The sequence below is a fragment of the Fibrobacter sp. UWS1 genome (assembly GCF_002300445.1).
Taxonomy (GTDB): domain Bacteria; phylum Fibrobacterota; class Fibrobacteria; order Fibrobacterales; family Fibrobacteraceae; genus Hallerella; species Hallerella intestinalis.
This window is the reverse complement of record NZ_NSGW01000002.1, coordinates 1,003,668-1,030,041: the sequence shown is the minus strand read 5'-3', so window position 1 is coordinate 1,030,041 and position 26,374 is coordinate 1,003,668. Positions and strand designations below refer to the sequence as shown.

Annotated in this window: 17 protein-coding genes, 1 tRNA gene and 1 pseudogene; 2 read left to right on the top strand and 17 right to left on the bottom strand. The window is 48.9% G+C overall.

The window, feature by feature from the left end:
- Positions 1–8: 8 nt before the first annotated feature.
- The 13 genes and pseudogenes from BGX14_RS14715 to BGX14_RS14650 all read right to left on the bottom strand — a co-directional run bounded on the left by BGX14_RS14715 (position 9) and on the right by BGX14_RS14650 (position 15,967).
- Complete coding sequence (locus BGX14_RS14715; protein WP_233126570.1) at positions 9–2,465, bottom strand: putative LPS assembly protein LptD; 2,457 nt, start codon at positions 2,463–2,465, stop codon at positions 9–11.
- 381 nt (positions 2,466–2,846) lie between these two features.
- The gene (locus BGX14_RS14710) at positions 2,847–3,683 is read right to left on the bottom strand and encodes a PDZ domain-containing protein (protein ID WP_083545577.1); all 837 of its coding nucleotides are present in this window, start codon (positions 3,681–3,683) and stop codon (positions 2,847–2,849) included.
- A gap of 154 nt (positions 3,684–3,837) precedes the next feature.
- Positions 3,838–4,926, bottom strand: coding sequence for a hypothetical protein (locus tag BGX14_RS14705; protein ID WP_073301974.1), 1,089 nt, complete (start codon positions 4,924–4,926; stop codon positions 3,838–3,840).
- Positions 4,927–4,953: 27 nt separating this feature from the next.
- Positions 4,954–7,722, bottom strand: a complete 2,769-nt coding sequence (locus tag BGX14_RS14700; protein WP_158223355.1) for a DEAD/DEAH box helicase — start codon at positions 7,720–7,722, stop codon at positions 4,954–4,956.
- A 9-nt stretch (positions 7,723–7,731) separates the two neighbouring features.
- Positions 7,732–9,462 carry a site-specific DNA-methyltransferase gene (locus tag BGX14_RS14695; protein ID WP_158223354.1) on the bottom strand — a complete coding sequence of 577 codons (1,731 nt, stop codon included), beginning with the start codon at positions 9,460–9,462 and terminating at the stop codon, positions 7,732–7,734.
- A 392-nt stretch (positions 9,463–9,854) separates the two neighbouring features.
- Positions 9,855–10,208, bottom strand: a complete 354-nt coding sequence (locus BGX14_RS14690) for a hypothetical protein (protein WP_095880299.1) — start codon at positions 10,206–10,208, stop codon at positions 9,855–9,857.
- Positions 10,205–10,546, bottom strand: a pseudogene (locus BGX14_RS14685) (EndoU domain-containing protein); the annotation flags it as partial. The gene BGX14_RS14690 and the pseudogene BGX14_RS14685, both read right to left, overlap by 4 nt.
- Positions 10,547–10,603: 57 nt before the next feature.
- On the bottom strand, positions 10,604–10,951 hold the full coding sequence (locus BGX14_RS14680) for a hypothetical protein (protein ID WP_095880297.1): 348 nt from the start codon (positions 10,949–10,951) through the stop codon (positions 10,604–10,606).
- Between the two features lie 2 nt (positions 10,952–10,953).
- Positions 10,954–11,493: an EndoU domain-containing protein gene (locus BGX14_RS14675; RefSeq protein ID WP_095880296.1), complete on the bottom strand. Its 540-nt coding sequence runs from the start codon at positions 11,491–11,493 to the stop codon at positions 10,954–10,956.
- Entirely contained in the window at positions 11,483–12,226 is a 744-nt protein-coding gene (locus BGX14_RS14670; RefSeq protein WP_158223353.1) for a DUF4417 domain-containing protein, read from the bottom strand. The genes BGX14_RS14675 and BGX14_RS14670 overlap by 11 nt, the downstream gene beginning before the upstream one ends.
- A 912-nt stretch (positions 12,227–13,138) precedes the next feature.
- Positions 13,139–13,951: a metal ABC transporter permease gene (locus BGX14_RS14660; protein WP_095880293.1), complete on the bottom strand. Its 813-nt coding sequence runs from the start codon at positions 13,949–13,951 to the stop codon at positions 13,139–13,141.
- A 34-nt stretch (positions 13,952–13,985) separates the two neighbouring features.
- Positions 13,986–14,666: a pyrimidine 5'-nucleotidase gene (locus BGX14_RS14655; protein ID WP_095880292.1), complete on the bottom strand. Its 681-nt coding sequence runs from the start codon at positions 14,664–14,666 to the stop codon at positions 13,986–13,988.
- The gene (locus tag BGX14_RS14650) at positions 14,663–15,967 is read right to left on the bottom strand and encodes a deoxyguanosinetriphosphate triphosphohydrolase (protein WP_073301982.1); all 1,305 of its coding nucleotides are present in this window, start codon (positions 15,965–15,967) and stop codon (positions 14,663–14,665) included. The genes BGX14_RS14655 and BGX14_RS14650 overlap by 4 nt, the downstream gene beginning before the upstream one ends.
- A gap of 1,958 nt (positions 15,968–17,925) precedes the next feature.
- Between BGX14_RS14650 and BGX14_RS14645 the strand changes: the two genes are divergently transcribed.
- The gene (locus BGX14_RS14645; RefSeq protein ID WP_095880291.1) at positions 17,926–20,424 is read left to right on the top strand and encodes a T9SS type A sorting domain-containing protein; all 2,499 of its coding nucleotides are present in this window, start codon (positions 17,926–17,928) and stop codon (positions 20,422–20,424) included.
- 156 nt (positions 20,425–20,580) lie between these two features.
- Here BGX14_RS14645 and BGX14_RS14640 read toward each other — a convergent pair whose 3' ends face one another.
- Both BGX14_RS14640 and BGX14_RS14635 read right to left on the bottom strand, forming a co-directional pair.
- On the bottom strand, positions 20,581–21,816 hold the full coding sequence (locus BGX14_RS14640; RefSeq protein ID WP_095880290.1) for an LL-diaminopimelate aminotransferase: 1,236 nt from the start codon (positions 21,814–21,816) through the stop codon (positions 20,581–20,583).
- 331 nt (positions 21,817–22,147) lie between these two features.
- On the bottom strand, positions 22,148–22,849 hold the full coding sequence (locus BGX14_RS14635; protein ID WP_233126569.1) for a tetratricopeptide repeat protein: 702 nt from the start codon (positions 22,847–22,849) through the stop codon (positions 22,148–22,150).
- 75 nt (positions 22,850–22,924) lie between these two features.
- On the opposite strand from BGX14_RS14635, the gene BGX14_RS14630 reads away from it, so the two are divergent.
- Positions 22,925–22,997: transfer RNA gene (locus tag BGX14_RS14630), tRNA-Thr, on the top strand.
- A gap of 132 nt (positions 22,998–23,129) precedes the next feature.
- Here BGX14_RS14630 and BGX14_RS14625 read toward each other — a convergent pair.
- Both BGX14_RS14625 and BGX14_RS14620 read right to left on the bottom strand, forming a co-directional pair.
- Entirely contained in the window at positions 23,130–24,449 is a 1,320-nt protein-coding gene (locus BGX14_RS14625; protein ID WP_158223352.1) for an MATE family efflux transporter, read from the bottom strand.
- A 100-nt stretch (positions 24,450–24,549) separates the two neighbouring features.
- Positions 24,550–26,286, bottom strand: coding sequence for a DNA repair helicase XPB (locus BGX14_RS14620; protein WP_073301990.1), 1,737 nt, complete (start codon positions 26,284–26,286; stop codon positions 24,550–24,552).
- Positions 26,287–26,374 lie beyond the last annotated feature (88 nt).

Sequence of the window (26,374 nt, the reverse complement as noted above, 5' to 3'; positions counted from 1 at the left end):
AGAAAGAATCAGTTCGCATCATCGGTGCTGGCGGCATTCAATTTGATATCGGGCAAATCCTTGACATAGACCGTAAAGCTCCAACCGGCAGCCGGACCCGACGGAGTCCAGGTAAAATTCAGCATCCAGCAATGCAAGCTGCGATCAAACGTGAATTCGTGAGAAGCAAAGCGACCTTCCGTATAGCTGTAGCGCGTGGAATAAGTCATCGACCAGTTCGGGGTCGGATGCAGCGATGCCGAAAATCCCGTGGAGTGCGAGACGTTGTCCCGAAAGACCTTTTTGCCGATGCGGGTGCTCGAAAAGGAATAGCGGTAATCCAAACTGGCGGACCAAGAATCCTTCTGGTACTTTCCCATCTGAGAGGAAAGTCCCGAGTTGAAGTCCCCCGAAAAGTTGAACGTTTTAGAAAGATCGTAAGCCCAGTAGGTCAATTCCGGAAAGCGCACCTTGTTGGGATCTTCTTCATACTTGTGATAAACGCTGTGGCGCGTCCGAACGGTGAACAGATAATTGGGCAAGACCTGAAGGCCAAAGCTGGAATTGATGTCCGACCAGTGCAGGGAATCCGCAGCAAAGTTGTAAGCCGTCGAATGGGAGGTCGTAAACAGCCGACGGGTCCCGTAAGTTTCTTCCACCTCCGTCGAATCCGATCCGTCTTCCGATTTTTGGGAACGTCCCGCCGTTTTCAAGAACTTGATGTCGAAGTCGTTGGAAAGCCCGAAACCGACCGCCTTCTGCTCCGTCTGGAACGGTGTCTGTCCCAACAGAGGATGCCGGACGAAATAGCGGTTCGTATCCATTTTCGGAGCGTAGGTATAAGAAATGCTCGGCGAAAGAACGTGGCGGACGCCCGTAAAGCGTCCGATTTCCGGCATCCAAATTCCATACAGTTTCGTATCGGCGGAAATGCTGTAATTGTGGTTGTAAAAGAATTCGCCGAATTCGTCTTTCTCCGGATTCCAGCCACTGCGCTGCTTCCAGTACTTGGCCGAATCGTCCGGATTTATCCAGCGGTTGCCGCTCCACATTCCCGTAAAAGTCGCCTTGGGCGTTATATTGATGACATCAAAAAGGGAAGCGGAATAGTCCAAAGAAAAAGTTCCCAGGTAGCCAGAATACCAGGCGGCAGTGTCAATGTCCCGGGTCGTATCCGGCGCAATTTTTTCATACAAATTAAAACGGTTCGTAAAAGAATAATTGAAATTGTCCAGCCAGGAATCTTCCGAAACTTCGTCTTCGTCGTCTTCAAAATCAAAGAGGGGGCCGCTCATCCTGTATTGAATATCCGGAATCTGGCGTTCCTTGTGCCCCGTCGTCAAATTGTAGTTCTGCGAAGCCTTCACCGTCAAATTTTTATTCTTTCCAAATTGCCCGGAATAGGTCATCTGCGCATTGGCCTGCTGGTTCAAAATCGTTTCCGCATCAAGCCCGTTGTCCTTTCGCACGCTCCTGTCCGAGACAAACGAACCCGATCCCGAAATACTGTGCTTGCCGTCGGGGGTCAGATTCTGCTTATGATTAAAAGAGACGTCGTAACCGCTGTTCGCCAAATCGAATTCCTCTAAATAGCTCGTATAAGTGACGCTTCCATCCAACCAGTAACGCAATTTATAGCGCACGCTTTCCGTCAAAGTCGTCTTTTCGAAATTCGCCGACGAGCCTTCGATAACATCCGCCGATGTCGTCGCATCCCAATAATCGTTGGGCGCATAATAAAACCCGACATTCTTAATATAGAATCCCTGCACCTGATCCCCGCCAAATTTGGGCGTAAGGATTCCCGACTTGCGACCGCTCTTCAACGGAGCGACAATCATCGGAAGAACCGCCACAGGAACGTCGGCAATATTCAGCACGACCGGCCGGGCTGTCACGCTTTCCTTGGGTTTCACGACCATGCGCCGTCCATAAAAAAAGTAATGCTGGTGAGTCGTATCGTCGCAAGTGCTAAAATCCCCACGGGCAATCAGGAGCCGGGAATCGGGAAGCCGCCGGACTTCCATGCCGTTCAGCTGATTGTTGTCCTGAAAAGTCGTCGCATAATAGACTTCGCCGACTCGGGTTTTCATATTATACTTCATGCGATAACCCGCCAGAGAAGGATTTTTCGTTTCCCGCAAAACAGGGTCTCCGCTCGCCTGCAAAACCTGATCCCGCTGGCTAAAAAGAATCGTGTCGGCATCCAAAGTCGCCGTGCGATACTTGAGTTGAGCCTTGCTGTTCAAATTGAAAGTGGAACTTCCCACATCGTACTGCAAATCCACCGCGTGGTATTCCACCGTATCCGTCTGCGTCGAATCATTCGGCGAACCGAACCAGTCTCCCGAAGAAGAATCCGTTTCCGTCGTATCTGGATCTGGCCTTTCCGGCAATTCAATCGAAGTCAGTTCCTCCGCAAAAGCCCACGTTCCCAAGAACAGCGCATAAAAAAGTATGCGCCCAAGAGATTTGGGTTTAAGCATGTTGAACATCACACGGCAATTATAGAAATCATTTGCCTGCGGGCAAAAAACGCACAGGTTTATAGAGGCGACATTTGAAATTTTCCTCGAGTTTCATTTTCATTATTCGAACCCACAAAACAACGGTGACGCGGATTTTCAAGTGCAGCATCTGCGTTAAATCGCTCCATTCATAGTTAGTGATCCGTGATTAGGTGAGAGAGGGAACTGGGAACTAATAACCGAGTTCATCTTGTGAAAGAAAACGCCTTGCTCTGAAAAAGAATTCACCGTGAGTATTGGGTGGAAAATTGTATCAAATTCCCAAAACATTCGTCAAAAACAAAAAGCGACCCACCCGAGTGAAGTCGCATTTCAAAAGGATTCAAAAAATTTCCGCGATTAACGCAATTCCGCTGCCGCCGCCGAAGACGCGCCATTCTGCTCGATATGCACAATGTAACGTCCCGATGCCGCATTTTTGCCATTCCAAGAAAGAGACTGGCGACCTGCCTTAGCATCTTCCTTCAACAAGCGGGCGATTTCTTCTCCGTTCGCGCTGACAATGCGCACAACCGTCGTTCCTTCTTTTTTCAAATCAAAAGAAACCATTGCCCGGTCAAAGCTCTTGAGAGAGCCCGCCGCCCGCGGACGGGATTTAGCTGGAGCGGCTTCAAAACGGGAATCCGTCTTTTCAATCGAAACAGAAGAAAGTTCCGAAGCGCCGACCGTCATATCTTCCGGAATCACTCGCCCGTCTTTCATCACAGAAAGCAGTTCATAATTGCTGCCGAGCGATTTGCGAGCCACTTCCGAAATTTCCGCCGGAGTATAGGCCTTTGATGCCGACGGGTCGTCGTACCATTCCTGCACATCCGCAGAAGCGATTTCGTTCACGGCGATATGCGCACGACGCAATGTAAACGAATAGGATTCCTTTTCCCGGCGAACGGAAACTTCCAGCGGTTTCCCGACCGTTCCCCGCAAAAGCGCCTTGGATTCTTCAATATCGTTCCCCGCAAGGGAAACGCCATCCACAGCGACTATCCGGTCATCTTTTTCCAGTCCCGCTTCTGCCGCCGGAGACCCCGGGACGACATCGACCACGCGGACACCATCCGGAGTCGCATAAATTGTAACCCCGATTCCCCCAAAACTTTCCCCCGCCATCGCAGCGGATGCGGCAAGAGCCAAAGCACAAGCGGATTTCGCCAGCATGGACTTCGCAAATATTTTCATAAATCCTCCTCAAGGGTAAAATTTCCTTTTGGAAATATAAATAAAAAGAAAGGGATGTTCAAAAAGAAATCATTTTGAGACGATTTTTCAAAAGAGATCCTCAGATTTTATGGACACTTTCCTTAAAAATGGCCCCGGCCGAGTGCTTCGCCCGCTATTCCTCGTATTCGTACTCGTCCTCTTCGTCTTCGCCGTGATCTTCGTATTCGTTCTTTTCATTCGGCAAAATGATGAGCCCAAGGGTGACGGGTTCGCCCTTTTCGTTCAAAAATCCTTCCAGATAAAGGGTCGTCGAAAGCCGGATCAGCCGCAAATCCATCATCGTGCCGCCTTCGTGAATCGTTTTCGGACCATGCGGAATAAAAAGGAATTTTTTGCGAATGAACTCAAAACGATTCTGTTCGTAATTCCAGCGCCAGCGGGACTCGCCGTCTTCCGATTCGCTGTAGGTGCAAATTTCCTCGTCGATGTCGCACGCAAAGGAGGCTTTGTCTTGATAACGCTTGTTCCATTCGGTACTAAAAGCGCACGTCTTGATGCTGTGTCCGCCGTTCACCTCGGAATTCAATTTGTCGTTAATGGTCACAATGTCCATTTTTTCATCTTTTACCTGATTCCACACGTCGCGCAAAATCAGATAGCTTTCGATTCCGCGGGGGCAATTTCCCGTCCGATTCACTTCTTCGTGGGCGGCGAGCAGTTTCTGCTGCAAATCCACATCGACCGTCATCGGAATTTCGACTTCCTTGATTTTTTCCATCACCTTCTTGGGCGGAACCGCAATAATTTTATCGCCTTTTTTAACCAGATAGCCGAGTTCGTCGCGAACCAGATTCAAGCACTGCTGAACGTGAATGCCCACCGTATTCGAAGCCGCGCTCACAAAGTCCACGCCGATTTCCAGATGCCACTCCCCCGCCTGCGATGCGTTCTTGTCGAGCTTGCAATACGCCTCTTCGCGGATACCGTCGATATAGACGATTTTCGCCTTGAGCTTCGTCAGCATTTCGCCTTCCTTGTCCAGACGTTCCAGGCTCCAGAAATTCGGATTCTGCCGCAAAAGTTCCGCAAAAGCCTTGTCGCCGTCCAAAGCAGGCAAAAGAGAATCGTTTCGCGCGTTTTTTTCTTGCAGCAACGCCGAGTATTCCGTCGTAATATCGGGGTTTTCAAAAAGGGAGTGCGAAGGCGACGAAAAAGCAGCGGCATTCGCCAAAAAAATGAAAGCTAATAGAAGTTTCGGCATAGGCGCAATTTACAAAATTTCCAGCGGCTACCCCAGCACCTTCACCAGCGGCAGCCACCCTTCGTCCAATTTGTTCACCGAGTAACTGTAATTTTTCCCCGTGTGGAAATACCATTGCCTGTTTTCCATGACGGCGAGTCCGCCGATGAATTTTTCAAAGCCCGCGGCGGCGTTCAGTTCTTGGATGCGGTTGTAAAGTCCCGTTTCGCGGCCTTCCGGGTTGCTTGCGGTAAATCCGCCTTTCGTGTCGAAAATGCCGATGCGCCCGTCTTTCAGTTGCAAAAGGAAATCCGGGTAGAAGAGGCGTTCTTTTTGGTCGGCGGTGTTGAAGTAGCGAATTGCGTAAAAGTCCTTGCCTTCGTCGTTTTGCTTGAACCACCATTTTACATTTTCCGATTGTTCGAGGAACGCGATGAAATCGATTTCGGTTTGCGGCGGGTTCTTGCGGATTTTGAAAGGCTGCACGAGGCTTTTGGATGTTCCCGCTAAATCTTCGTAATCGTTCGAATAGGCGTATTGGGTTTTGACTTTGAACGGTTCAGCGCCGCGCCATTCCTGATCTCGGCGTTCTTTTACAAAGGCGTCCCGGACGGGCCTGTAATCTTTCAGGGCTTTTGTGATGGCGGGGCGGAACTTGCTTGCTGCGTTTCGGAACAAATCCTTCAAGAAAATTTTGTACCGTCCGATGTTGTCGATTGCTGTCATGGCGTATCTGTCGAACCATTGGCGGAGAGCCTCTTTGAATGGCCCCCAAGAACGGGCCACGTTTCCGTATTTGGCGTCCGCTTCCGTCTGTTCTTCCAGAAGATTGTAGCAGGCTTTCATGAAAAACTTTTCCACTTCGTTGTCGCTCATTTCGTGCTGGACGTTTTTTCCCAACTGGTTCGTTTCGGCAAAAGTCGCATTCACAAGAACTTCGTCCGAAAGCGTTTGCGTCGTATCGATTCCGGCTTTTTCAAGAACGCCTTCTTGCGCAAAAGGATTTTTAAAAGCATTTTCGCTTATGCCAAAATAATCATTCATCGATCGAACAAATGATCTCTGAAACGCACTCGCCTTACCGATATCGCCGTAATCTGCACGGGAGATAAAATCGCTTTTTAAAAGCGGATCCACAATAAACGCAGATGATCGCTGCTGCGCAAGCATTTCGGCAAAATCGCGGGAAACATCGGCAAGCATTTCTTTTGCTTTGTCTGCGACATTTTTCCCGAAATGCGTTTCCAAAACCGCATGCAAATTTTCGCTTGCCGCTTTAAAAATTTTTTCTTCCAGCTGGAGATTTGTCGCTTTCAAATCCGCATTCCCGAAAGCATCGTAAACCATTTGTTCTTCAGTAACGCGAGTGCTGTTTTCGTTAAAGAGTCCGGGCAAAAGTGGTGCAGCACTTTCTTGCAAAGCTTTTTCGAGCGCAGGCGCTACGCTCACAGCGGACTTTTCCTGCGTCATTAAATCGGGGAGCATTTTTTCCTGGATTTTCTGCACCATATTGTTTGCAGCCTCCTTAGCTGCAAAGTTTCCCATCAAATGGAGCGCGAGAGTAGTTTCTTCGGTCTTCGGCTTGTTTTCAACGGTCGATGGGATTTCGGCGATTTCGTTCTTTCGGTAATTGGTGTAGAGATATCCCTTGCGAAGTTCCGGGAACGCGCTCAAGTCGCATTGCGGAAGCGGATTCCGCAAGATGCGCCCCAGGGTTTGCGTTTTGAAAGTCGGCGATTCGATTTCGCGGAACATGACGATGATGTGGGCGCGGGGGCAATCCCAACCCGTTCCGGCGGCATATTTGAAAAGCATAAATTCCACGGGAGAATCGCTTTCCGAAATATGCTCCAGATTCGATTTTTTCTTGTCGAACCAAAGCGCAATTTTATTTTCGGGAACGTTGCATTTTTCTTTCAAGTATCGAAGCACCAATTCTTCCTTGGTTTCCACGCCTTGGTCTTTCAATTTCGTATCGTCGTCGGGAAGCTGGATAAGCACGAGGGGGTTGATATTTTTTCCAAGGCGATTCCACTCTTCCGCTAGAAATTCCCGCTTTTCCTTGGCAAGGCGGAGAAGTGCAAAATCCAAGTCCTCCCCTTCGGCTGCGGTCAAATCCTCTTCCGTCTGCGAAACGATTTGCTCTTTGATAAGCCCCGCTTCAACCACATCTTTCCGCTTGACTTCCACAAATCCCGCCCGGAGATTTTGCACATCGCTCGCATTTGGAATTTTTGAAGGCGTCGCCGATACGTTTAGGATGACGCGCGGACAGAGCGGTTCGATGACATCGCGGTAAGCGGCTTCGGTTACGTTCTTATGGCTTTCGTCGATAATCATGACGATTTCCCTGCCGGCGTTCCGCGTGTTTTCTACGACGTCTTCAAAATAAAATCCCTGTTCCTTTTGTTTTTCGCTTTCCTCGGGTCGGCGTAAAACCCGATTTTCAGCTTTTCTAGAAACCAGCTTCTGCCAATTCAAAAACAGGATGTCGTCCCGTTGCAAAATGCCTTCCGAAAAATCGGCGATGGTCCGAAGTTCTCGTCCGATATTCGGGAAAAAGTAATCGACGAATTTATCGCGGCTCTGCATGGCTAGTTCATCGGAAAAAGTAATCCATACAAAAGCGACATCGCTGTCGAATCCGGGGTCGTTTTGCAATTCCCTGAGGAAGTTCGATACAATGAAAGTTTTGCCCGAACCCGTTGGCGATTTGAAGGTGACATTCAAATTGGAAACGCCCGTTTGCCAGAGTTTTTTGAACGTTTCGACAAGTCCGTTCGCACCGAGGACCGCATTTTCTTGAAAAGGAAGCATTTGCATAAATTAACCGTTCAAAGCCTTGTAAATTTCGAGGATGGGTTTAGGAATCGCCTTGATTTCGATGTTTTTCAAATCGTCAAATTCGTTTTCGAAAAAGTCCGGGGAATTCCAGCTGAAAACATAAACCGTAAATTTTGCCTTTTTATCAGAGGCCCGCAAGGCATCTATTGTGGCGACAAATTCGGGAACGCATTCATAGTCGCCGTTGTGATAGATGCAGGTATAGCGTTTTTTCGTTTCTGTGTTCGCATAGATTTGCCAGAATCCTTTTGAACTTTCGGGGACGGAGACGGTTTCGAGAGTGTTTTCCGCCAAAGCGATTAGGCAGCCCGCTTTGTTTGCAAGTTCAACGCTATCTGCGTCGGAGGCGTTTTGACTCGGGTGCTTGCCCACGAAATCCGTTTTGTAATATTTGATATGACCGCCAAGACCTTCGACAAATTCCCCCTTGGCATTTTTGTAGCCCTGCATGACGCGGCGATTGCGCTCGTAGGTGACCTTTTCACAGATGTTGTTTTCGCTCTCGGCCTGCTGCACGAGAATGCATTGACGCTTGCCTCCATCTTCGGCGTTGAGTTTCAAAGCGGCGTGGAGAGTAGTGCCGGATCCGGCAAAGAAGTCGAGGATGAGGGAGGCGGGGGAAGAAGAAATACTGAATATAAAGAACAGAAGTTTTATCGGTTTCGGAGCGGTAAATACTTCTGCATTAAAAATATCGAATAAATCCGTTTTTCCAGTTCTAGTTCTACCGAAACGTTCATCAGTAAGCAAGTTTCTTGCTAAAGCTGAATCTTTTCTATAATTCTTTGTGTAAACGCATCCATTTTTAAAAACCAAATCTTCAAAATTAGTCTTTACATGCTCCTTGCTCCATCGCCAAGTTGCATTTGGATGTTTTGGGTCCTTGTGTTTGGGCCAATAACGTTTTCCATCGGGGCCAATAATTTCATAATTGAGCGAATCAGAATATCGAATACTTTGCTTATCCAATCGATCTAAAGAATATTCTCCTTTTTCATCTTTTAGATTATAGGATGTACTTACTTCAGCATATTTGTCCATCATTTTTGCCAATTTTTCTGCTCTTTTGGCATAACATAAAATGTATTCATCATCAATTGCAATGTATTTACTATCATTCGCTCCGCCACTTTTACTTTTCCAGACAAAATTCGTCACAAAATTCCCTTCCCCAAACACTTTATCGCAGAGCAATTTCAGATTCGCCTGTTCGTTGTCGTCGATGCTGATGAAAATCACGCCCTTTTCCGAAAGCAGGTTCTTGGCGAGCTTCAGCCGTTTTTCCATAAACGAAAGCCAGTAGCTGTGCCGCAGCGGATGATCCTTGGGCACTTTTTGCCCGTCGGGATATTCCGTCAAAAACCGCTTGTCCTTGTAGGTGAATCCGTCCGAGCCCGTATTGTAGGGCGGATCGATGTAAATCACGTCGATTTTTCCGCGGTGGGTGTAATTCAGGCAGGTGAGGGCGTGGTAATTGTCGCCTTCGATGATGATGTGGGGCGGCGTTTCGGCTAACGCTCCTTCGGCATCGACCGCCTTCTCGCGGACTTCTTCCAGAATGGGAATCTTGTCTTCGGATTCCCTGTCGAACGCTTCGGGAATTTCCAGCCAGTTCAGGCCGTAACGGACGTCCTTGACCTTGGATTTCCATTGGGCCACTTCTTTTTCCAACTCGCGAATGCGAATCTTCAATTCATCGACGCTTTCTGCCACAAGAGCCTCATAGATAAGGGTTCACCCGCTCTTATCCTCGGCTTCGGCGCCAGGTCATTTCGGCTGTTTCGACTGGCTCATCAACCAGATCAATGACCTTTTTCCACACATTTATCTGAACAAAAAAGGCGTGGAGTCGCTGCGCTTATCGCTATCGAGGACTACCACATCCTTTACCTGATAAGCACAAAACGACCCACGCCCAATGGGGCGTGAGCGTTCGTCTTATTCCTAGGTAAGTTGAAAGTGGTAGTTTCGATAGCTAGAATAAGAGACGAATCTCAAAATTTCCGGTCGCTTGCAAACCCTCGCCCTGCGGCGAGAATTTCCAAACTATGTCAAAGGGAAATATAGATTTTTTTTCGGGCGATATGCTGCGATGAAAAAGTGTTTCACCCTTTGGTTTTCAGAAACTCCGCCCGTTTTTGCAGCCACTCGTCCATCAGAGAGCGGAGTTCGCGGGTGTTGACCGTGCAAATTTCCGGTTCATTTTCATTCTCTGGGTAGAGAAACTCAATGACCGTCTTTTCCTTGTCAACCTCAAACGAACAAGCGTTTCCGCTGGCAGAGTCCTTTTCTACTTTGCCCGAAAGAACATTGTCGAAAATTTCGAGGTAGTCTTGGGTAAATGCGGAGAAATCATCTACGATAAAAGAGTGAAGAGACGTAAGCTTTGTATCTTCAAAGATGATGGTTAGGTATTCTGTACCATTGTCTAGTTTTAAAGGTTTGATTTCGTATTTCATTGCGACTGCTCCGGAAATGCGGAAATGATTTTTCCATTTTTATTTAGGAACATTGAAATTAACATTCCACTGGAAGTCTTTCCCAAAAATTTATTAAAAGAACCAGCAATAAAACTTCTGTTAGCATACGCCTGGTTGATGGCGTTGACAACCTGCTGGGGCGACATTTCGCGAGGGAAGAACGTGCTGAATCCATTTTTAGAAACTCCATTCACTTCCACTTTCCCGCGATAAACGCCGTTTGCGTCCGGTGTTGTACGCGTTCCAGAAACAACAGCTCCTGCTGTATTTTCAACGCCTTCATAGTGGTATCCCACAGCCTTGCCCTTGTCGTTTACCTCTCCTTCAAAGTTTGGGGCCTAAGGGCGTACGCCCCTAAAGTCCTTTCGCAAGTTTCATCCTTTGGTCTTCAAAAACTCCGCCCGTTTTTGCAGCCATTCGTCCATCAGCGAACGGAGTTCGCGGGTGTTGACCGTACAAACTTCCGGTTTGTTTTCATCCTCTGGGTAGAGAAACTCAATGACCGTCTTTTCCTTATCAACCTCAAACGAACAAGCGTTTCCGCTGGCAGAGTCCTTTTCTACTTTGCCCGAAAGAACATTGTCGAAAATTTCGAGGTAATATTTTGAGAACGAATCAACATCGTCTAGAAATTCACTCAGAATATGAAAAGCTTCGTCAAAGGCAAAAACCATATCTTCGACAACTCCATCGTGTTCTATATATTTAATTTGATATTTCATATTTACTCCTTTGGAAAAGCCGAAATGATTTTGCCGTTTTGGTTAAGGAACATTTCTATCTTTATTCCATTTGCATAGCCATAATATCGATTTCTTGATACATGCCGCTTATTTTCATACGCCTGGTTGATGGCGTTGACAACCTGCTGGGGCGAGATTTCGCGAGGGAAGAACGTACTGAATCCATTTTTTAAAACTCCATTCACTTTCACTGTCCCACGATAAACGCCGTTTGCATTAGGCGTCGTTCGTGTTCCTGAAACAACTGTTCCTGCAGTATTTTTAATACCTTCATAGTGGTATCCCACAGCCTTGCCTTTGTCGTTCACCTCTCCTTCAAATATATGTTTTATCGCCTCTTCTGTAAAGCGTTCGGTGTTCCCCAAATTCGAGAGGACCTCTTTTGGATATTTGGAATGGCCAAATTCCTCTTTAAGCCTATTCTCGATTTCTTGGACCTTGGCTCCGTATTCCAGCGATTCGATGCTTTCTTGCGGCGAACCCGAAGTCCCGTGACACAGGCCGGTGTTGCTACTTCTCATTTTTACCTCCTTTCGCTTGCTTCTTTTTATGCTTGTTTCGAATTTTCAATATGTTGTCTGGAATGACGATTTCAATCCCTTTTTGGGCTGCGTATTTGAAAATCGCCAAAGCCTTATCGTTGGCCTTGCAGACATCGTAAACGACGATTTTCTTAATGTTCAACGTATCTACCGTCGTTTTTACGGCACTTGCAAGGATTGCCCGTTCTTCGGCATTGTTGATGTAGCATTTGGTGCTGAACGCTACGACGCTGCACTCTTTCAGCCCTTCCAACACAAAAGGCAGAAAATCCAGGCTGGGGAACGTTATCAAGGGGATTACGCATATTCCCAATTCGATTGTAAGCCACAGGGAAATTACCCGCGAACGTTTCAGCCGGTAGAGATTTTCCAGCAGGTCCACGTCGCCGCATTCCGAACAGTCCGGGGCGATGGCGAACCGCACGCCTTTGAAACGTTTTTTGAAATTTCGCAAGTCCTTGCGGTTGTTGTAATAAATGGCGTTGTAAAGGCCGTGTTGGCCGTCGAACACATTGTCAAACTGAAAATAGGCGACGGCGTTTTTTTCGGTACGGTGATAATCCCCGGTCTGCGAATAGAGTGCTATGTAATCGGGAACGATTTCGGTATTGCACTGGACGCAGGGAAGTTCCAAGCGTCCGCTTTTGTGGGTCTTGTTGGTGTAATCCAAGTAGTGGAGCAACAGACGCTTTTTCTTGAGCTGATTGGGCATTCTTTTCATAACAAATTGTCATTGCCTTGCGGCGGAAAAATGTGTGGATTGTATTTGAAGGTAACAATCCTTAACCTGTCGGACGGTCCGCCCGACATTGGTGTCAAAACACGATGTTATTCATTCTACGGTCTTATATTTGCCTCCTTTGGGGCTTTTGTTTTTTCGTCCCTTTCGGCAATAAGAAAGTAGGGCGTTTTTTTTCAGAAAAGGTCACCACAAATAGTCAAACGGTCGCTTTCGTCATTGCGAACGTAGTGAAGCAATCTTCGGATGCGCAAAAGATTGCCGTCCAAATAGTGGATCACTAACTAGGGCAAGAAATTGCCAAGTTTCGTAAGTGCCTGCGTCTCATGACGGGAAAGCCTAAGGCAGCAATGACGATTTAGCTTCGCTAGAGGTGAAATGTTGTGCGATGTGTCGCAACTCATTTTTAGAGGCGGCCATCACAGAATCTGGCAATCAATATTTTGTCAAAAGACGACATCCTTAACCTGTCGGACAATTTACCCAACAGCATGATTAAAGCACTTTGGCGTTCGCGCTAAGGCTTTATGCCCGCCTCCTTTGAATTGCTCCGGATCGCCCCTTGTTCCTGTTTGTGAAGATGGACGTCTTTTGGGGTAAAAAGGCGTGAAGTCGCTTCACATGCTGATCTGTTCTGTGGATACCACACCCTTTGACTGAATAAAAACAAACAACTCCCACCCAATGGGGCGTAAGCGCTTGTCTTATTCTTCAGTCAGTTGAAAGTGGTAGTTTCAGAACAGAGGATAAGAGTCGAATCTCAAAATTTTCCGGTCGTTTGAAAACACCCGCCCTGCGGCAGAAATTTCCAAACAATGCCAAAGGGAAATATAGATTTTTTTCCCAAGTTAAGGAATGGCAGCCTCATTCCCCACAAATAACGGGCTACCGTCTAACCACCCACAAACGCCGGAGAGCCGCATTCCCCGCATAAAGCGCAACACTCAACAGAATAATGACCGGACCGACGGTAAAATTCATCTGGTAAGCCAAAAAGAGACCGCCCAAAGAAAGCACAAGAGAAAATACACAAGAGAGGAACATCATCTGCTTGAGATTTTTGGCATGGCTTTCCGCTACATACGCGGGAATCGTCAAGAGCGCAATGACCAGAATCAAGCCGACAGTCTGCACCGCCATCACGACCGTGCAAGCGATCATCGCCATCAAAAGCATATAGAGCCGCAGCACGGGAACGCCCCGAACCCGGGCAAATTCCGGATCATGAGATATCGCAAGAAACTGGCGAAAGAACAACGCCGAGACTGCCAGAATCCCGACGGTGAGCATCGTCATGCCAAAGAGAAGTTCCCGCGGAACCGTCAAGATGCTCCCGAAAAGAAAGCTCATCATGTCACCGCTGTAACCCGGCGTCAAATCCGTCAAGATGACGCCCATCGCCATCCCGCCCGCCCAAATCACGTTGATGAGCGTGTCGGAGCGTTCGCGGCGAGTCCATGTCAAATATCCCATGATCAGCGCGCAGACCAAAGCCACGCCCAAAGCCCCCAGCATCGGGGAAAATCCGAAAAAACAGGCCAGCCCGATGCCCCCAAACGAAGCATGAGCGACCCCGCCCGCCGTTCCCGCAATTTTATTCACCACGACATACGAACCCATCACCCCGCAAGCGATAGCGACAAGCACGGCGGCAATCAAAGCATTTTGGACAAATTCAAACGAGAACATTTCCTGCATACGCGGCAAAGATAGTTTTTATCAGCCCGATTTTTCAGGAACGAGTCAAAAGACGCGGAAGTTCCATCAGGTCGGCGATATGTGCAAAAGCGAACGCCCCGGATTCTTCGGAAGCGGGATTCACCCAGACGGTTTTCCAGCCACGCCGAGCCGCAGGTTCCAAATTTCGGGCAGAGTCGTCCAAAAGGATTATCCTCGAAGGGTCCCGCCCATCCCATACGCCGTCTTCCCGCAAGACGGACTCCATTTTTTCGTAAGCCGCAGTCTGCGGCTTCCCTTCCCAGTTCAAATTTTCCAAGCCGACAATGCGCACAAAGCAACCCAAAATTCCCATGCGCAAAGATCCCTCACGGCTCCAATCCGAGCGTCCATTCGTAAAAATGTAGCGCGCGCCCCAAAGCGATTGCAGCAATTCCCGTTTTTGCGGAGCTTCTTCGGGATAAATCAAATTTTCGGGCTGGTGGATAAAATCAAAGAAATCATCGGGATCCACTCCGAATACCCGACGAAGACCCGAGAGAGTCGTGCCAAAATCATTCCAGTAGTCCTTGCGGATTTTCTGCGCTTCTTCCAAAGAGCAGCCGGCAATTTTCTGCACATACAGCGAAATCCGGCGATCCAGCGAATCGAGCACGGCCCTTTCCGCCTGAGAATAGAGAGTCAGGTCGTAATCGAAAAGCCAAACGCAGGATGCGTCGTTTTGAATGCCGGTCATTGCACAAGACCGCTGATCTGCCGCGCCAGATAGGAGGCGTAATTGTCCGTCATCCCGCTCACAAAATCGAGAACCTGGTGGTAGGCCTCCAAGGGGGTCACCGACTGCCCGATTTTCGCCTGGCCGATAAGACGCACAATGCGAGACGCCCGATAAGAGGATTTACCGAATTTGCGGAACTCGTAAACGCCGCTCACAAAAGCATCCAAAACCGTACTGAGAGTCGTATAGCTGCCCACTTCCAGCTCTGTTTTTCGGCGATCCGGATAAATGCGCTCCCTGCCGAGCCTTTTCGCAATGCGGATTCCATTCACCGCATCGGAATCGGCAAGGTCCAGCAAGGTTCCCCGCAATTCGCCGTTCATGATTTCGGGATAATGATTCACAAAGACCTGCGCCACGTCGTCAATCAGGTTCTGGACGGCAAGCCCCCGGACGCTCGAAAGAAAATCCCGAAAATTCTGTCCGCTTTCATTGTATTCCTTGTCGATATCCACTTGCGGACCGCAAAGATATTCGAACATATTCCGGACATCGGCGAACTGGAGAATGCCAAGCTCTATAGCGTCTTCCACATCGAGAATGCAATAGCAAATATCGTCCGCGGCTTCCACCAAGTAGCTGAGCGGGTGCCGCATCCATTTGCCGTTTTCCATTTCCGGAATTCCAAGCACGTAGGCCATGGCACGGTAATCGTCCGCTTCCGTCTGAAACAGGCTGGCCGGCGTTCCATAGCAAGAAAGATACGGATACTTCATCATCGACGCGACAGTCGGATAAGTCAGGCGCATTCCCCCATCCAGAAAATGATATTCCAATTTCGAAAGAATCCGAACGCCCTGCGCATTGCCGTCAAAATTTTCAAAATCCTTCATTTCCTTGTCGCTAAAATCCCGGAGCGGCGCAGAGTCCCGATTCTTTTTGAACCAGTCGCGAATCGCCGCCTCTCCCGCATGGCCAAAAGGCGGATTGCCGATGTCGTGGGCGAGAGCCGCGGACTGCGCAATCGTCCCCAAGTGGTAGGCGTTGAAATTTTTCGGGAACTCGTTTTTGATTTCGTTGAAAACGGTGATCGCCAAACTGCGAGCGACGCTGGAAACCTCGATGGAATGGGTCAATCGGCTGTGGACATGGTCATTGACCGAAAACGGATGCACCTGCGTCTTGCGCCCTAATCGGCGAAACGCCGTCGAAAAAATAATGCGGTCGTAATCCCGGTGAAAATCGGAACGGTTCGGATCCAAACTGGCCGGATGCCCAAAACGGGTCGCCGAAAGAAGAGTTTCCCAATTCAATAGCATGGCGATAATTTAAAAAAAGAGCGAGAGATTTGCAGAAAACGAGTAATTTGAAGCAAAGCTTCCTTGCACAAGCCAAAATTAGAAGGCTTATTTGAAAGTCGGGAGTTGGAAATATAGGAGAAACGGCTAGCCAGAATGCAAAACACCTCGCAACCCGCGAGAAAAATCACTTTGAGAAAAAAACGTTCCTCTTTAAAAGGGAGTTCAGCTTGTGAAAAAGACTATATCCCCTCTCGCGACGTAACACATCTCATTCCGCCCCAGAATCCAAAATTTCCCACCGCCAAGCGTGGCGGGGGATAGGGTGAAGGGAAAAGGGGCCACCCATGAATTCTTAAGAGTTTTACTCTTTTAGACGAATTGTCCCTGGAAGGGAGCCTTCGCAAAAGCGTGCAAGGCGAATGTTGCGCCGCAAGCTTGCTTGCAGGCATTACTGAGTCGCAGCCGCGGACGCAACGCGTCAACTCTGAAGCCCCCTTATCCCTTCCGCCCGCTGGCCTACAAGGCATCCCTGAAACTTGGAATCTCCGATTCCATAGTTGAAGTATCCCTGGAAGGGACAATTCGCCTAAAGGAAGCAGAGCTTCCAAGGCTCATGGGTCACTTTGTTCCTCGCTGGGACGGATTGTGTACGGGACTGCCTGCTCGCTTGCGTTCCTTGAGCAGGCGGTTGTTTTTACGTCATTGCGAACCCCCACAGGGGTGAAGCAATCCTTTCCCGCTGACAAGATTGCCACGTCGCTACGCTCCTCGCAATGACGAGGTGCCAGCAAGAATTGCCACGGCGGCGCATCCCTGAAACTTGGAATCTCCGATTCCGTAGTTGAAGTATCCCTGGAAGGGACAATTCGCCTAAAGGAAGCAGAGCTTCCAAGGCTCATGGGTCACTTTGTTCCTCGCTGGGACGGATTGTGTACGGGACTGCCTGCTCGCTTGCGTTCCTTGAGCAGGCGGTTGTTTTTACGTCATTGCGAACCCCCACAGGGGTGAAGCAATCCTTTCCCGCTGACAAGATTGCCACGTCGCTACGCTCCTCGCAATGACGAGGTGCCAGCACAGATTGCTTCGGCTTTGCATCCCTGAAACTTGGAATCTCCGATTCCATAGTTGAAGTATCCCTGGAAGGGACAATTCGCCTAAAGGAAGCGGAGCTTCCAAGGCTCATGGGTCACTTTGTTCCTCGCTGGGACGGATTGTGTACGGGACTGCCTGCTCGCTTGCGTTCCTTGAGCAGGCGGTTGTTTTTACGTCATTGCGAACCCCCACAGGGGTGAAGCAATCCTTTTTCCGCAGACAAGATTGCCACGCCGCTATCGCGCCTCGCAATGACGAGGTGCCAGCAAGAATTGCCACGGCGGCGCATCCCTGAAACTTGGAATCTCCGATTCCATAGTTGAAGTATCCCTGGAAGGGACAATTCGCCTAAAGGAAGCAGAGCTTCCAAGGCTCATGGGGCTTTGCACAATTCGTCTAAGGGAACAAGTTCCCAAGACTCATGGGCGTAGGCGAGCATCTCGCTGTCTGCGAGAAGAAATTCTCGTTTTGAAGAAAAAATTTAATTGAGAGTATTTGGTGGAAGATCGTATATAATTCCCCAAAATGAGAGTAAAATTTCAAAAACGCTACAAAAAAAAACAACAAAATTTTGAGAACATATAAACCAGATTCCAGCAAAGTAAAACTAAAAGCAATCCATTACAAAACAATAATCAAGATAAATTTCTTTAAAAACCATTGACCCACCCCTCTTTTTTGTTTAAATTACTTTTTGAGAACATTCTCAAACAAGTCCGCGTCTAAAAACGACTTGGATGAAGAAAATCGATTCGCAAGCGCAGGAATGAAAAGTGAGCGATACGAAAAGCATCGGGCACTTTAAAAAGCAAACCGCGCGATCTGCCGCCAACGATTTTTGAAAACGCATTTTTAGACGCGATTATCAAAAAGGATTGGAGAAAATGAAAACAAAATCGGCTTTACTTTTTACCATGGGACTCGCCGCAGGAGTCTCGTCCGCGAGCGCGCTCACCGTTCAAGAAGCGGGAGGCTGGTTTGAATCCGCCTACGCCAAGTGGACGCCCGTCAGCAGCGCAAGCAGCTACAATGTCTATTGCGACGGCAAGAAAATAGACGATGCGCTTATCCGCACCTACAGTGGCTATGTCCGCGCCGACATTCCGGGTCTTTCCGCAGGCTCCCACACCATTCGAATCGCCGCCGTTACCGCTTCGGGAGAAAGCGGCTCCGAATCCGCGACTCAAACAGTTTCCGTCAAAGCGTTCGACAGGACGGGTTTCGCTTTCAACGACGGTCACGTTCCAGGCGCCTACAACGCCGACGGCACGCTCAAAAGCGGAGCGGTCGTCATCTATATGTCCGAAAACACCAAGAATACGGCAACTCTCGATGTCACGACAAATTCCAAAGGGACAACAACTACCTGCAAAAGCGTTCAAGGCATTTTGAATTGCTATAAAAAGGGATACGAAAAACGCCCGCTCGCCATCCGAATCCTCGGAAACGTGACCGATTCGGACTCCCTCATTTCCGGCGATATGCTTATCGATTTGGGCTCTTCCGAAGACGCTTACGTCACCGTCGAAGGTATCGGGGACGACGCGACCGTCAACGGTTGGGGCATCCGCCTAAAAAATGCGATGAATGTCGAAATCCGCAACATCGGCATCATGAACGTCAATTCCGGCGAAGGAGACAACATCGGCCTACAACAGAACAACGCCTACGTCTGGGTTCACAACAACGACTTCTTTTACGGAGATGCCGGTTCCGATGCCGACCAGGCCAAAGGCGACGGCGCTCTGGACTGCAAAAAGTCTTCCTATATCACCTTCAGCTACAACCACTTCTGGGACAACGGGAAAAGCAACCTTCTCGGACTTTCCGAAGGCGTTTTCAGCTACGAAACGACCGATTATTACATCACCTATCACCACAACTGGTATGACCATTCCGACAGTCGGCATCCGCGAGTCCGCTACTACAATGCCCACGTTTACAACAACTATTACGACGGCAATGCAAAGTATGGGGCGGGAAGCACGCTGGGCTCATCCGTATTCATGGAAGGAAATTATTTCCGCAACTGCAAATACCCTATGCTCACTTCGATGCAAGGTTCCGACCTTTATGCAGGAACCGCCAACAGTTCCTCCGCCAACGCGACTTTCAGCAATGAAGACGGCGGATTCATCAAAGCCTACAACAACTACATGGAAGGCAAATTCACCTTCATTCCCTACGGCGCAAGTTCCTTTACAAACAAAGGAAGCAGCGTAAACGCCAGCACGATGAGCATCGATACGCAAACAGACTTCGACGCCTATGTAGTAAGCAACGCCAAAACGACGATCCCCGCCTCGATAAAAAGCAAAAAAGGCGGCCACTATTACAGCAATTTCGATACGGGAAGCAAAATGTATTCCTACACGGCAGAGGAACCGGCTGCCGCCAAAACCACAGTCGAAACGTATGCGGGCAGAATGCACGGCGGTGATTTCCAATGGACTTTTTCCGATAGCGACGACGAGTCCTACGCGGTAAACTCCGCCCTGAAAAGCAAATTGCAATCCTATACGGGTACCTTGAAAAGCATTCAGGGCTCTGGAGCCGTCATTATCACCAGTTCCAGCAGCCAGGCGGGAAGCTCGGCAGCGAGCAGTTCCTCCGTCAAACCGAGTTCTTCCAGTTCTGCGACAAGCAGCTCTTCTGTCAAACCGAGTTCTTCCAGCGCGGAAAATCCCGACGGAAGCCTTCTCCCGATTACGGCGAACATTTCGCACAACTTCACTCAAGACGCCTTGAGCAGCGAATACTTCGACTTCATGGGTTCCCTTTCCACTTCCAAAGGGTCCATCTCCATCGACGGCATGGAACTGACCCGCTGCCTCAAAATGGAAAGCCGCACTAACATATCATTCACCTTGGGCGTTTCGGCCACCGTTTCACTCTACTTCAATTCGGATTTTACGAACAAAGTAAAAGTGAACGGAAAGAATTACACTGCAACTGACGGAGTTCTTTCCCTTTCGCTGGCGGCAGGATCCTACACCGTTACCAAAGGCGACGTGGCAAACCTGTTCCTCATCAAAGTCCAAATTGATTCGCCCATCTCCTCTTCGGAAATCGGCAGCTCCTCTTCCCAAAAAAACGAAAGCTCCTCTTCTTTTGAGGGACCTGAAAGTTCCAGTTCACAGGAAACCACTGCAATTTCCAAGACGCCAACTTCCCCGTCCGCAGCCATTTCCTATTCGGCAAATCGCCTGTCCATCCAAGCGGATGCCATTTACAAAGTGGATGTCTTTTCGGCAAACGGGCAAGTCGTTCTGCATTCCGCAAACGGGCAAAAGGAATTTTCGCTAAGAGAAATGCCCCGTGGCGTCTATCTGGTTTACGCCCACACTTCCAACGGGATTTTACAACAGAAAATCGTCAAATAACAATCGGATTTTCAAACTACCAAGCGCAATAGCAACTTCGCATCCACAAGCAAATTTGCTAAAGCGCCTCTCCATCGACAAAACATCACACGAAAAGAGCCGCATTTTTTGCGGCTCTCTTTGCATCCACCAGACGAACGGAAAACCCTCTGATTTTTACCAGACGAATTTCACCCCGGCAAGGCGTCTTGCGATTTCTTTCATCAGCGAGATTTCCGCCTCTTCCGAATCGGCGATAAAGGTAACGCTGAACCGAATAAAGTGTCCCGCGTCGTCCCAAGGAACCGTGGAAATCTGCTTTTTCCGAATAAGCCACTGCGAAAAATCTTCCGCCGTATCGAACTTTTCTCCGCCCTCGATGCCTTTGGGCGCCTGTGCATACAAATAAAAACTTCCCTTGGGCTTTTTCACCCGGAAGCCGACTTCGGTCAAAGTTTTGACCAGCAAATCGTGGCGACGGGAATACTTGGCGACAGTGCGTTCCGTAATCGACGGCGTGGAAAGCGCCTGGGCTCCCGCATACTGAATCGCCTTGAATTGCCCGGAATCATTATTGTCCTTGATGCAGGCAAAAGCCTTGACGACCTTTTCGTTTCCAGCAACAAATCCGAGACGCCAGCCCGTCATGTTGAACGCTTTGGAAAGCGACTGGATTTCAACGCCGACATCCTTGGCTCCCGGAACGGAAAGAAAACTGAGCGGTGCGTAACCGTCAAAAGTGAGAGCGGCATAGGCGGCATCCGAAACGACAATGATCTCGTTCTTCTTCGCAAAATCGATGACCTCTTGGAAAAATTCCGGAGTGGCGACCGCACCCGTCGGATTGTTCGGGTAGTTGATGTAAAGCAGCTTCGCCCGCTTGGCGATTTCCGGCGGAACCGCGTTCAAATCCGGAAGAAAATCATTTTCCGGAAGCAGGGGCAACGCATAGGCTTCGCCGCCGAGGAATCGGGTCATCGTCGCCAGAACCCCGTAGCCGGGAACCGTTACAATAGCGACATTCCCCGGATTGATAAAAGCCTGAGGAAGCATGGCCAACGCCGGCTTGGAACCGATGCTGTGGCAGATTTCCGTTTGCGGATTCAATCCCGAGACGCCAAAAACCTTTTGCATATAAGCGGCGGCAGCCTCCTGAAAAGGCAAAATGCCATTGTCCGCATAACCGCGATTCTCGTATTTTTGCGCTTCCACCGCCAAGCGTTCCACCACCGACGGATCCGCCATCCAGTCCGGTTCGCCAACTCCCATGTCGATTATCGGCGTTTCGGGATGCTCGGCTTCGGCGGCACGTCTCGCCCGCTTGATTTTTTCGAACTTGTATAGGACCGTTTCCTTGCCAAAATTTTTCCCGCCAATGCGGTCTGCGAAAAGATTCTGAATGTAATCGGACATTATTTCTCCGGAGTTAAAAGAATTTTTCAAAATTTAAAATTCGGAAATGTGTCCCCTGAACGCCGAAAAGCGCCCATTTTCCCTATCACCTCTTCTTTTTCCGCTCGCGCCCCAAATTTCAAACATATTTGTCATTTTTTATTTCCTGGACTTCCAAGCCCAAGAAAACGACGACCGAAAATCCTGAAAGTTTCCATTCGCTTTTCAGCAATCGAGAAGCTGTAGGCCTTGATTTTTTCAGGAAGTTTTAAGGATTCTTCCGTTTAATCTTAATCCTGCAACAAAAAAAGCCCGCCGTATCAGGCGAGCCGAAATTCAGCGATTCAAAAAATCAGAGAGTCGCCAGCAATTTCTTGGCGCGTTCGCTGTAAAGCGGGTCGTCGCCATAAATCTTGAGCAATTTTTCAGCGGAAACTTTCGCCTTGTCCGAAAAGCCCATCTGTTCGTAAACCAAGGAGAGCTTCCAAAGCGCGTCGGCAACGGTCGGGACCTGATCCGCCGGTTCAAGCTTTTCGTAACGGTCTTCCAAATCACCAGTTCTCTTGCCAAATTCCGAAACGAACTTTTCGAGCAGACCCGCTGCAGCCGCATAATCCTTCTTTTCAATAGCGACAGCAGCTTGCCCGTGCATCGCCCCGCCACGAATCAGCGGAAGAGAGCCTGCATTGTCCAAAGCCTTCTGGTAAAGGATTGCCGCCGCATCAAACTCGCCATTCTGAAAACGGATATTGCCCGCCAAAAGCGCCGCCTTGGCAAGATATTCGCCTTTCAGCTGGTGCGACTGTATTAAAGACTCGTATTCGGCAAGGGCACTGTCCTTTTTTCCCGTATATTCATAAGCCAAAGCCGGTCCGAGAAGTTCGGCTTGAGCCGCATTCGCCTGGATTTTGGAACCTTGGATGTGGATAATCACCACCACGACAAGGATTACCGCCAAAAGAATCACGCCCACCTTGATTCCGTGCTGGATAAAAAATTCTTTCACGTCGGAATTCGGGGAAGATGTTCCGCTATTCGGCATATTATTCGACATATTTTAGGTCCTTAAAAAAAATTTGAGCTAAATATAGAAATTTTTCCAAATTATTACTACATTTGTTTTCGCGATGCCACTCTAGCTCAGCTGGTAGAGCAGCTGATTCGTAATCAGCAGGTCGGCAGTTCAAATCTGCTGGGTGGCTCTTAAGTCCGGGTTCTTCTGAACTCGGGCTTTTTTTCTTTCCTTTTTGCTTTTTGCCCCACAATTTCCCGTTGCAACAGGCAAATCCTCATCCCATTTCCGTTTTTCGTTTCAGAAATTTTCGCCTATCGCATTAGCGGGTGACATTCCGAATCCATTTTTTACGCTGCACTCGCCAAATCAAAATGGGCAACTTCACCATTTCGTCGGCGCGGAGCATTAAAAAAATCATCGGATACGAAGCGTCCAGGACAAAGCTCGCCAAATAACCGAGCGGAATCGAGAAGACCCAGAGGCTGCCGATATCCAAAACCGAAGTGAACACGGTATCGCCGCCAGCCCGCAAAATACCGACAATCGCGGGCGAAGTGTAGGATTGCAAAACGATCATGAAACACTGGATGCAAATAAAAGTGTCCGCCAATTTCGCCGTATTTTCCGGAACGGCATATAAGGCCAAAATCGGTTCCTTAAAAAGAAACAGAGCCAAGGCTGCCAGACTTCCCACCAGAAATCCCGCCAAAAGGAGAGTGTTTGCGTAGCGTTTGGCTTCCGACAGATTTTTTCCGCTGCCGAGAAGATTGCCGAGAATCGGCGCCGACGCGCCCGCCACGCCAAAAATAAGGACCAACGCCATCTGCTGCAAAGTCCCGACAATGCTGGCCGCCGCCACAATCGTCGAGTTCAAATGCCCGAGAATTACCGACTGCGCGGCAACCCCCAGCGACCATCCCGTTTCGTTAATCACCACCGGAACGCTGTAGCGGAGATAATCCTTAAAAAGAATCCGGTCAAAGCAAAACAATTTCTTGAACCGGAAGTTCAAATGCCGTTCAAAAAAGCGGACGTAAAAAATCATGGCGACGCATTCCGCGGCACGAGCAAGCACCGTTCCAAGAGCCGCCCCTTTCACCCCCAGGGCTGGCAAACCGAAATGTCCGAAAATAAAAATCCAGTTTAGAAGAACGTTCAGCACGAATGCGCACAAATTCACAATCAATCCGACTTTGACTTCCCTTGTGCTGCGCATCAGCATAATCAGCGTATTGCTAAAACCGTAAAAGAAATACGCAAAGCCCTGAATCCGCAAATAGTCCGCGCCAATATCCACCAGAGCAGGGACATCCGTAAAAATCCGCATGACCGTACGCGGAAAAAGAGTTGTCAAAAGCCCGAACGCAAACGAAAAAAGAACGCCGATGGAAATCGTCATCGACACGACCTTCTGGATGCTTTCCGCATCGTGCTTGCCGTAATACTGCGCAACCAGCACGCCTCCGCCGCTCGCAATTCCAAAGGATAGAAGCGAAAAGACAAAGAACGGCTGCCCCGCCAGCGTTACCGCGCCCAAAGCCGTTTCCGAAATGCTCCCGACCATGATGTTGTCCGCCAAGGCCAGCGAAAATTTGATTAAATCCTGCAAAGCAATCGGCAAAGCGAGCCCTGCAAGCACGGCAAAAAAACGCTTTTCAAACAAAAAAACGGAATTTTTCACGAGCGAACCCTGCTCATTTAAAATGCGGAATGGATCGTTGGGAAGTCACGACGGAATGTCATTTTCCCGCCGCCACAATTTCTCCGCCGGAATAATTCATGATTTTGTACGCGTATCCCTGTTCTGTCAAAAACAGCTGGCGATTCATAGAAAATTCCTGTTCCTTGGAATCCTTGGTGACCAAAGAAAAGAAATGCGCCGGACGGCCATCCGCTTTGGGGCGAAGGACGCGCCCGAGACGCTGCGCTTCTTCCTGGCGACTGCCGAAAGTTCCCGAAATCTGAATCAAAATGCTCGCATCGGGAAGGTCTATCGCAAAATTTCCCACTTTAGAAACCATCAGGTTGCGAAGGGAACCGTCCCGGAATTGTCCGTAAAGTTTATCGCGTTCCTTATTCGGCGTTTTGCCCGTAATCAAAGGAATCCCCAGCTTTTCGGAAAGCTGCGTCAGCTGTTCAATATACTGCCCGATAATCAGAATGCGGTCTTCCGGCTCGTCATATTGTTCGATGAGTTTTTCCACCACATCATCCTTTCGGGAATTCATGCTTGCAATGTTGATTTTATCCCGAGTCTGCGCCAGCGCATATTGCATTTTGAGTTCAGGGGTCATGACAACACGGATTTCGCAACAATCCGCCGTGGCAATCCATCCCTGAGACTCCAGAACTTTCCAGGGCAAATCAAATTTTTTCGGTCCGATAAGGGAAAAGACTTCGGTTTCCTTGCCGTCTTCACGCACGAGGGTCGCCGTCAATCCCAAGCGCCGAGTGGCCTGCATTTCGGCACTGAAACGGAATACCGGAGCCGGAAGCAGATGCACTTCGTCGTAAATCATCAGTCCCCACTTGTGCTCGCTGAACAAGGGGAAATTCACCAGCGGCTTGTCGGCTTCTTCCTTTTCCTCTTCGGATTCTTCCGTTTTTTTCACCCGTTTCCGCTGCGTCAAAATCTGGTAGGTGGCAACCGTAACTGGACCGATTTCCTTCACATCTCCGGAATATTCCCGCACCTGATCCGGCGTTAAAGTGGTCTTGTCCAGAATTTCACGAATCCACTGGCGCGCCGAAGAGATATTCGGCGTAAGAATCAGCGTGCGGGTCTTCATCAAGGCCATCGTCGCCATGCCTATCAATGTTTTTCCCGAACCGCAAGGCAAAACGATGACGCCCGAACCGCCCTTTTCAGATCCCGAAGCGTAAAAAATTTCCGAAGCTTCCTTTTGGTAGTTCCGAAGTACGAGCGGTTTTCCTTCGAGGGTTTTCTCCCGAAGGTCTATGGCCAGCGGATCGCCACACACATAACCGGCGATATCCTCCACCGGGAAACCGTTCAGGGTCAGCGTCATTTTCAAAATGCCGCGCTTATTGGGATCGACGTAAACCTTATTGTTTCCTTCAAATTCAAGAAGACAAGAGCCGACATTGGGCAATTTGCAAACTTCCTTGAACAAGGCGACTTCCGACGATTCCAGATAAAGCCCCCGTTCGTCTTTTGAAAGCCGGAGCAATCCGTAACGCCCCATGTATTCTTGAATTTCCGTCACGACGGATTCTGGAAGAGGATACTTGCTCTGTTCGTCCAAACGCTGGACGACATCCTCGGCACGAAGACCCGTTGAAGCGGCGTTCCACAAAGAAAGGTGCGAAATTCGATAAGTGTGCAGATGCTCCGGACTTTTCACGAGTTCCGTAAACGGAGCGATGGCATCTCGAGCTTCGATGTAGTGCGGATTGTGGACTTCGACAAGGATTTCCAGATTACTTTGAACAATAATTGCGCCTTCAGGATTCATAGGCGCCATATTTAGAAAAATTGTCGCACTTTGGCGAAAAAAAGGAAAAATTTTGGGCTTGTATATAAAATTCCATTCGATTTGCTTG

Coding starts and splice junctions, on each gene's coding strand:
- BGX14_RS14670 (WP_158223353.1), bottom strand. CDS start 12,226: ATGCCCAATCAGCTCAAGAAAAAGCGTCTGTTGCTCCACTACTTGGAT.
- BGX14_RS14635 (WP_233126569.1), bottom strand. CDS start 22,849: ATGTCGAATAATATGCCGAATAGCGGAACATCTTCCCCGAATTCCGAC.
- BGX14_RS14680 (WP_095880297.1), bottom strand. CDS start 10,951: ATGAAATATCAAATTAAATATATAGAACACGATGGAGTTGTCGAAGAT.
- BGX14_RS14650 (WP_073301982.1), bottom strand. CDS start 15,967: ATGCTATTGAATTGGGAAACTCTTCTTTCGGCGACCCGTTTTGGGCAT.
- BGX14_RS14620 (WP_073301990.1), bottom strand. CDS start 26,286: ATGAATCCTGAAGGCGCAATTATTGTTCAAAGTAATCTGGAAATCCTT.
- BGX14_RS14655 (WP_095880292.1), bottom strand. CDS start 14,666: ATGACCGGCATTCAAAACGACGCATCCTGCGTTTGGCTTTTCGATTAC.
- BGX14_RS14715 (WP_233126570.1), bottom strand. CDS start 2,465: ATGCTTAAACCCAAATCTCTTGGGCGCATACTTTTTTATGCGCTGTTC.
- BGX14_RS14690 (WP_095880299.1), bottom strand. CDS start 10,208: ATGAAATACGAAATCAAACCTTTAAAACTAGACAATGGTACAGAATAC.
- BGX14_RS14645 (WP_095880291.1), top strand. CDS start 17,926: ATGAAAACAAAATCGGCTTTACTTTTTACCATGGGACTCGCCGCAGGA.
- BGX14_RS14705 (WP_073301974.1), bottom strand. CDS start 4,926: ATGCCGAAACTTCTATTAGCTTTCATTTTTTTGGCGAATGCCGCTGCT.
- BGX14_RS14675 (WP_095880296.1), bottom strand. CDS start 11,493: ATGAGAAGTAGCAACACCGGCCTGTGTCACGGGACTTCGGGTTCGCCG.
- BGX14_RS14710 (WP_083545577.1), bottom strand. CDS start 3,683: ATGAAAATATTTGCGAAGTCCATGCTGGCGAAATCCGCTTGTGCTTTG.
- BGX14_RS14640 (WP_095880290.1), bottom strand. CDS start 21,816: ATGTCCGATTACATTCAGAATCTTTTCGCAGACCGCATTGGCGGGAAA.
- BGX14_RS14660 (WP_095880293.1), bottom strand. CDS start 13,951: ATGCAGGAAATGTTCTCGTTTGAATTTGTCCAAAATGCTTTGATTGCC.
- BGX14_RS14700 (WP_158223355.1), bottom strand. CDS start 7,722: ATGCTTCCTTTTCAAGAAAATGCGGTCCTCGGTGCGAACGGACTTGTC.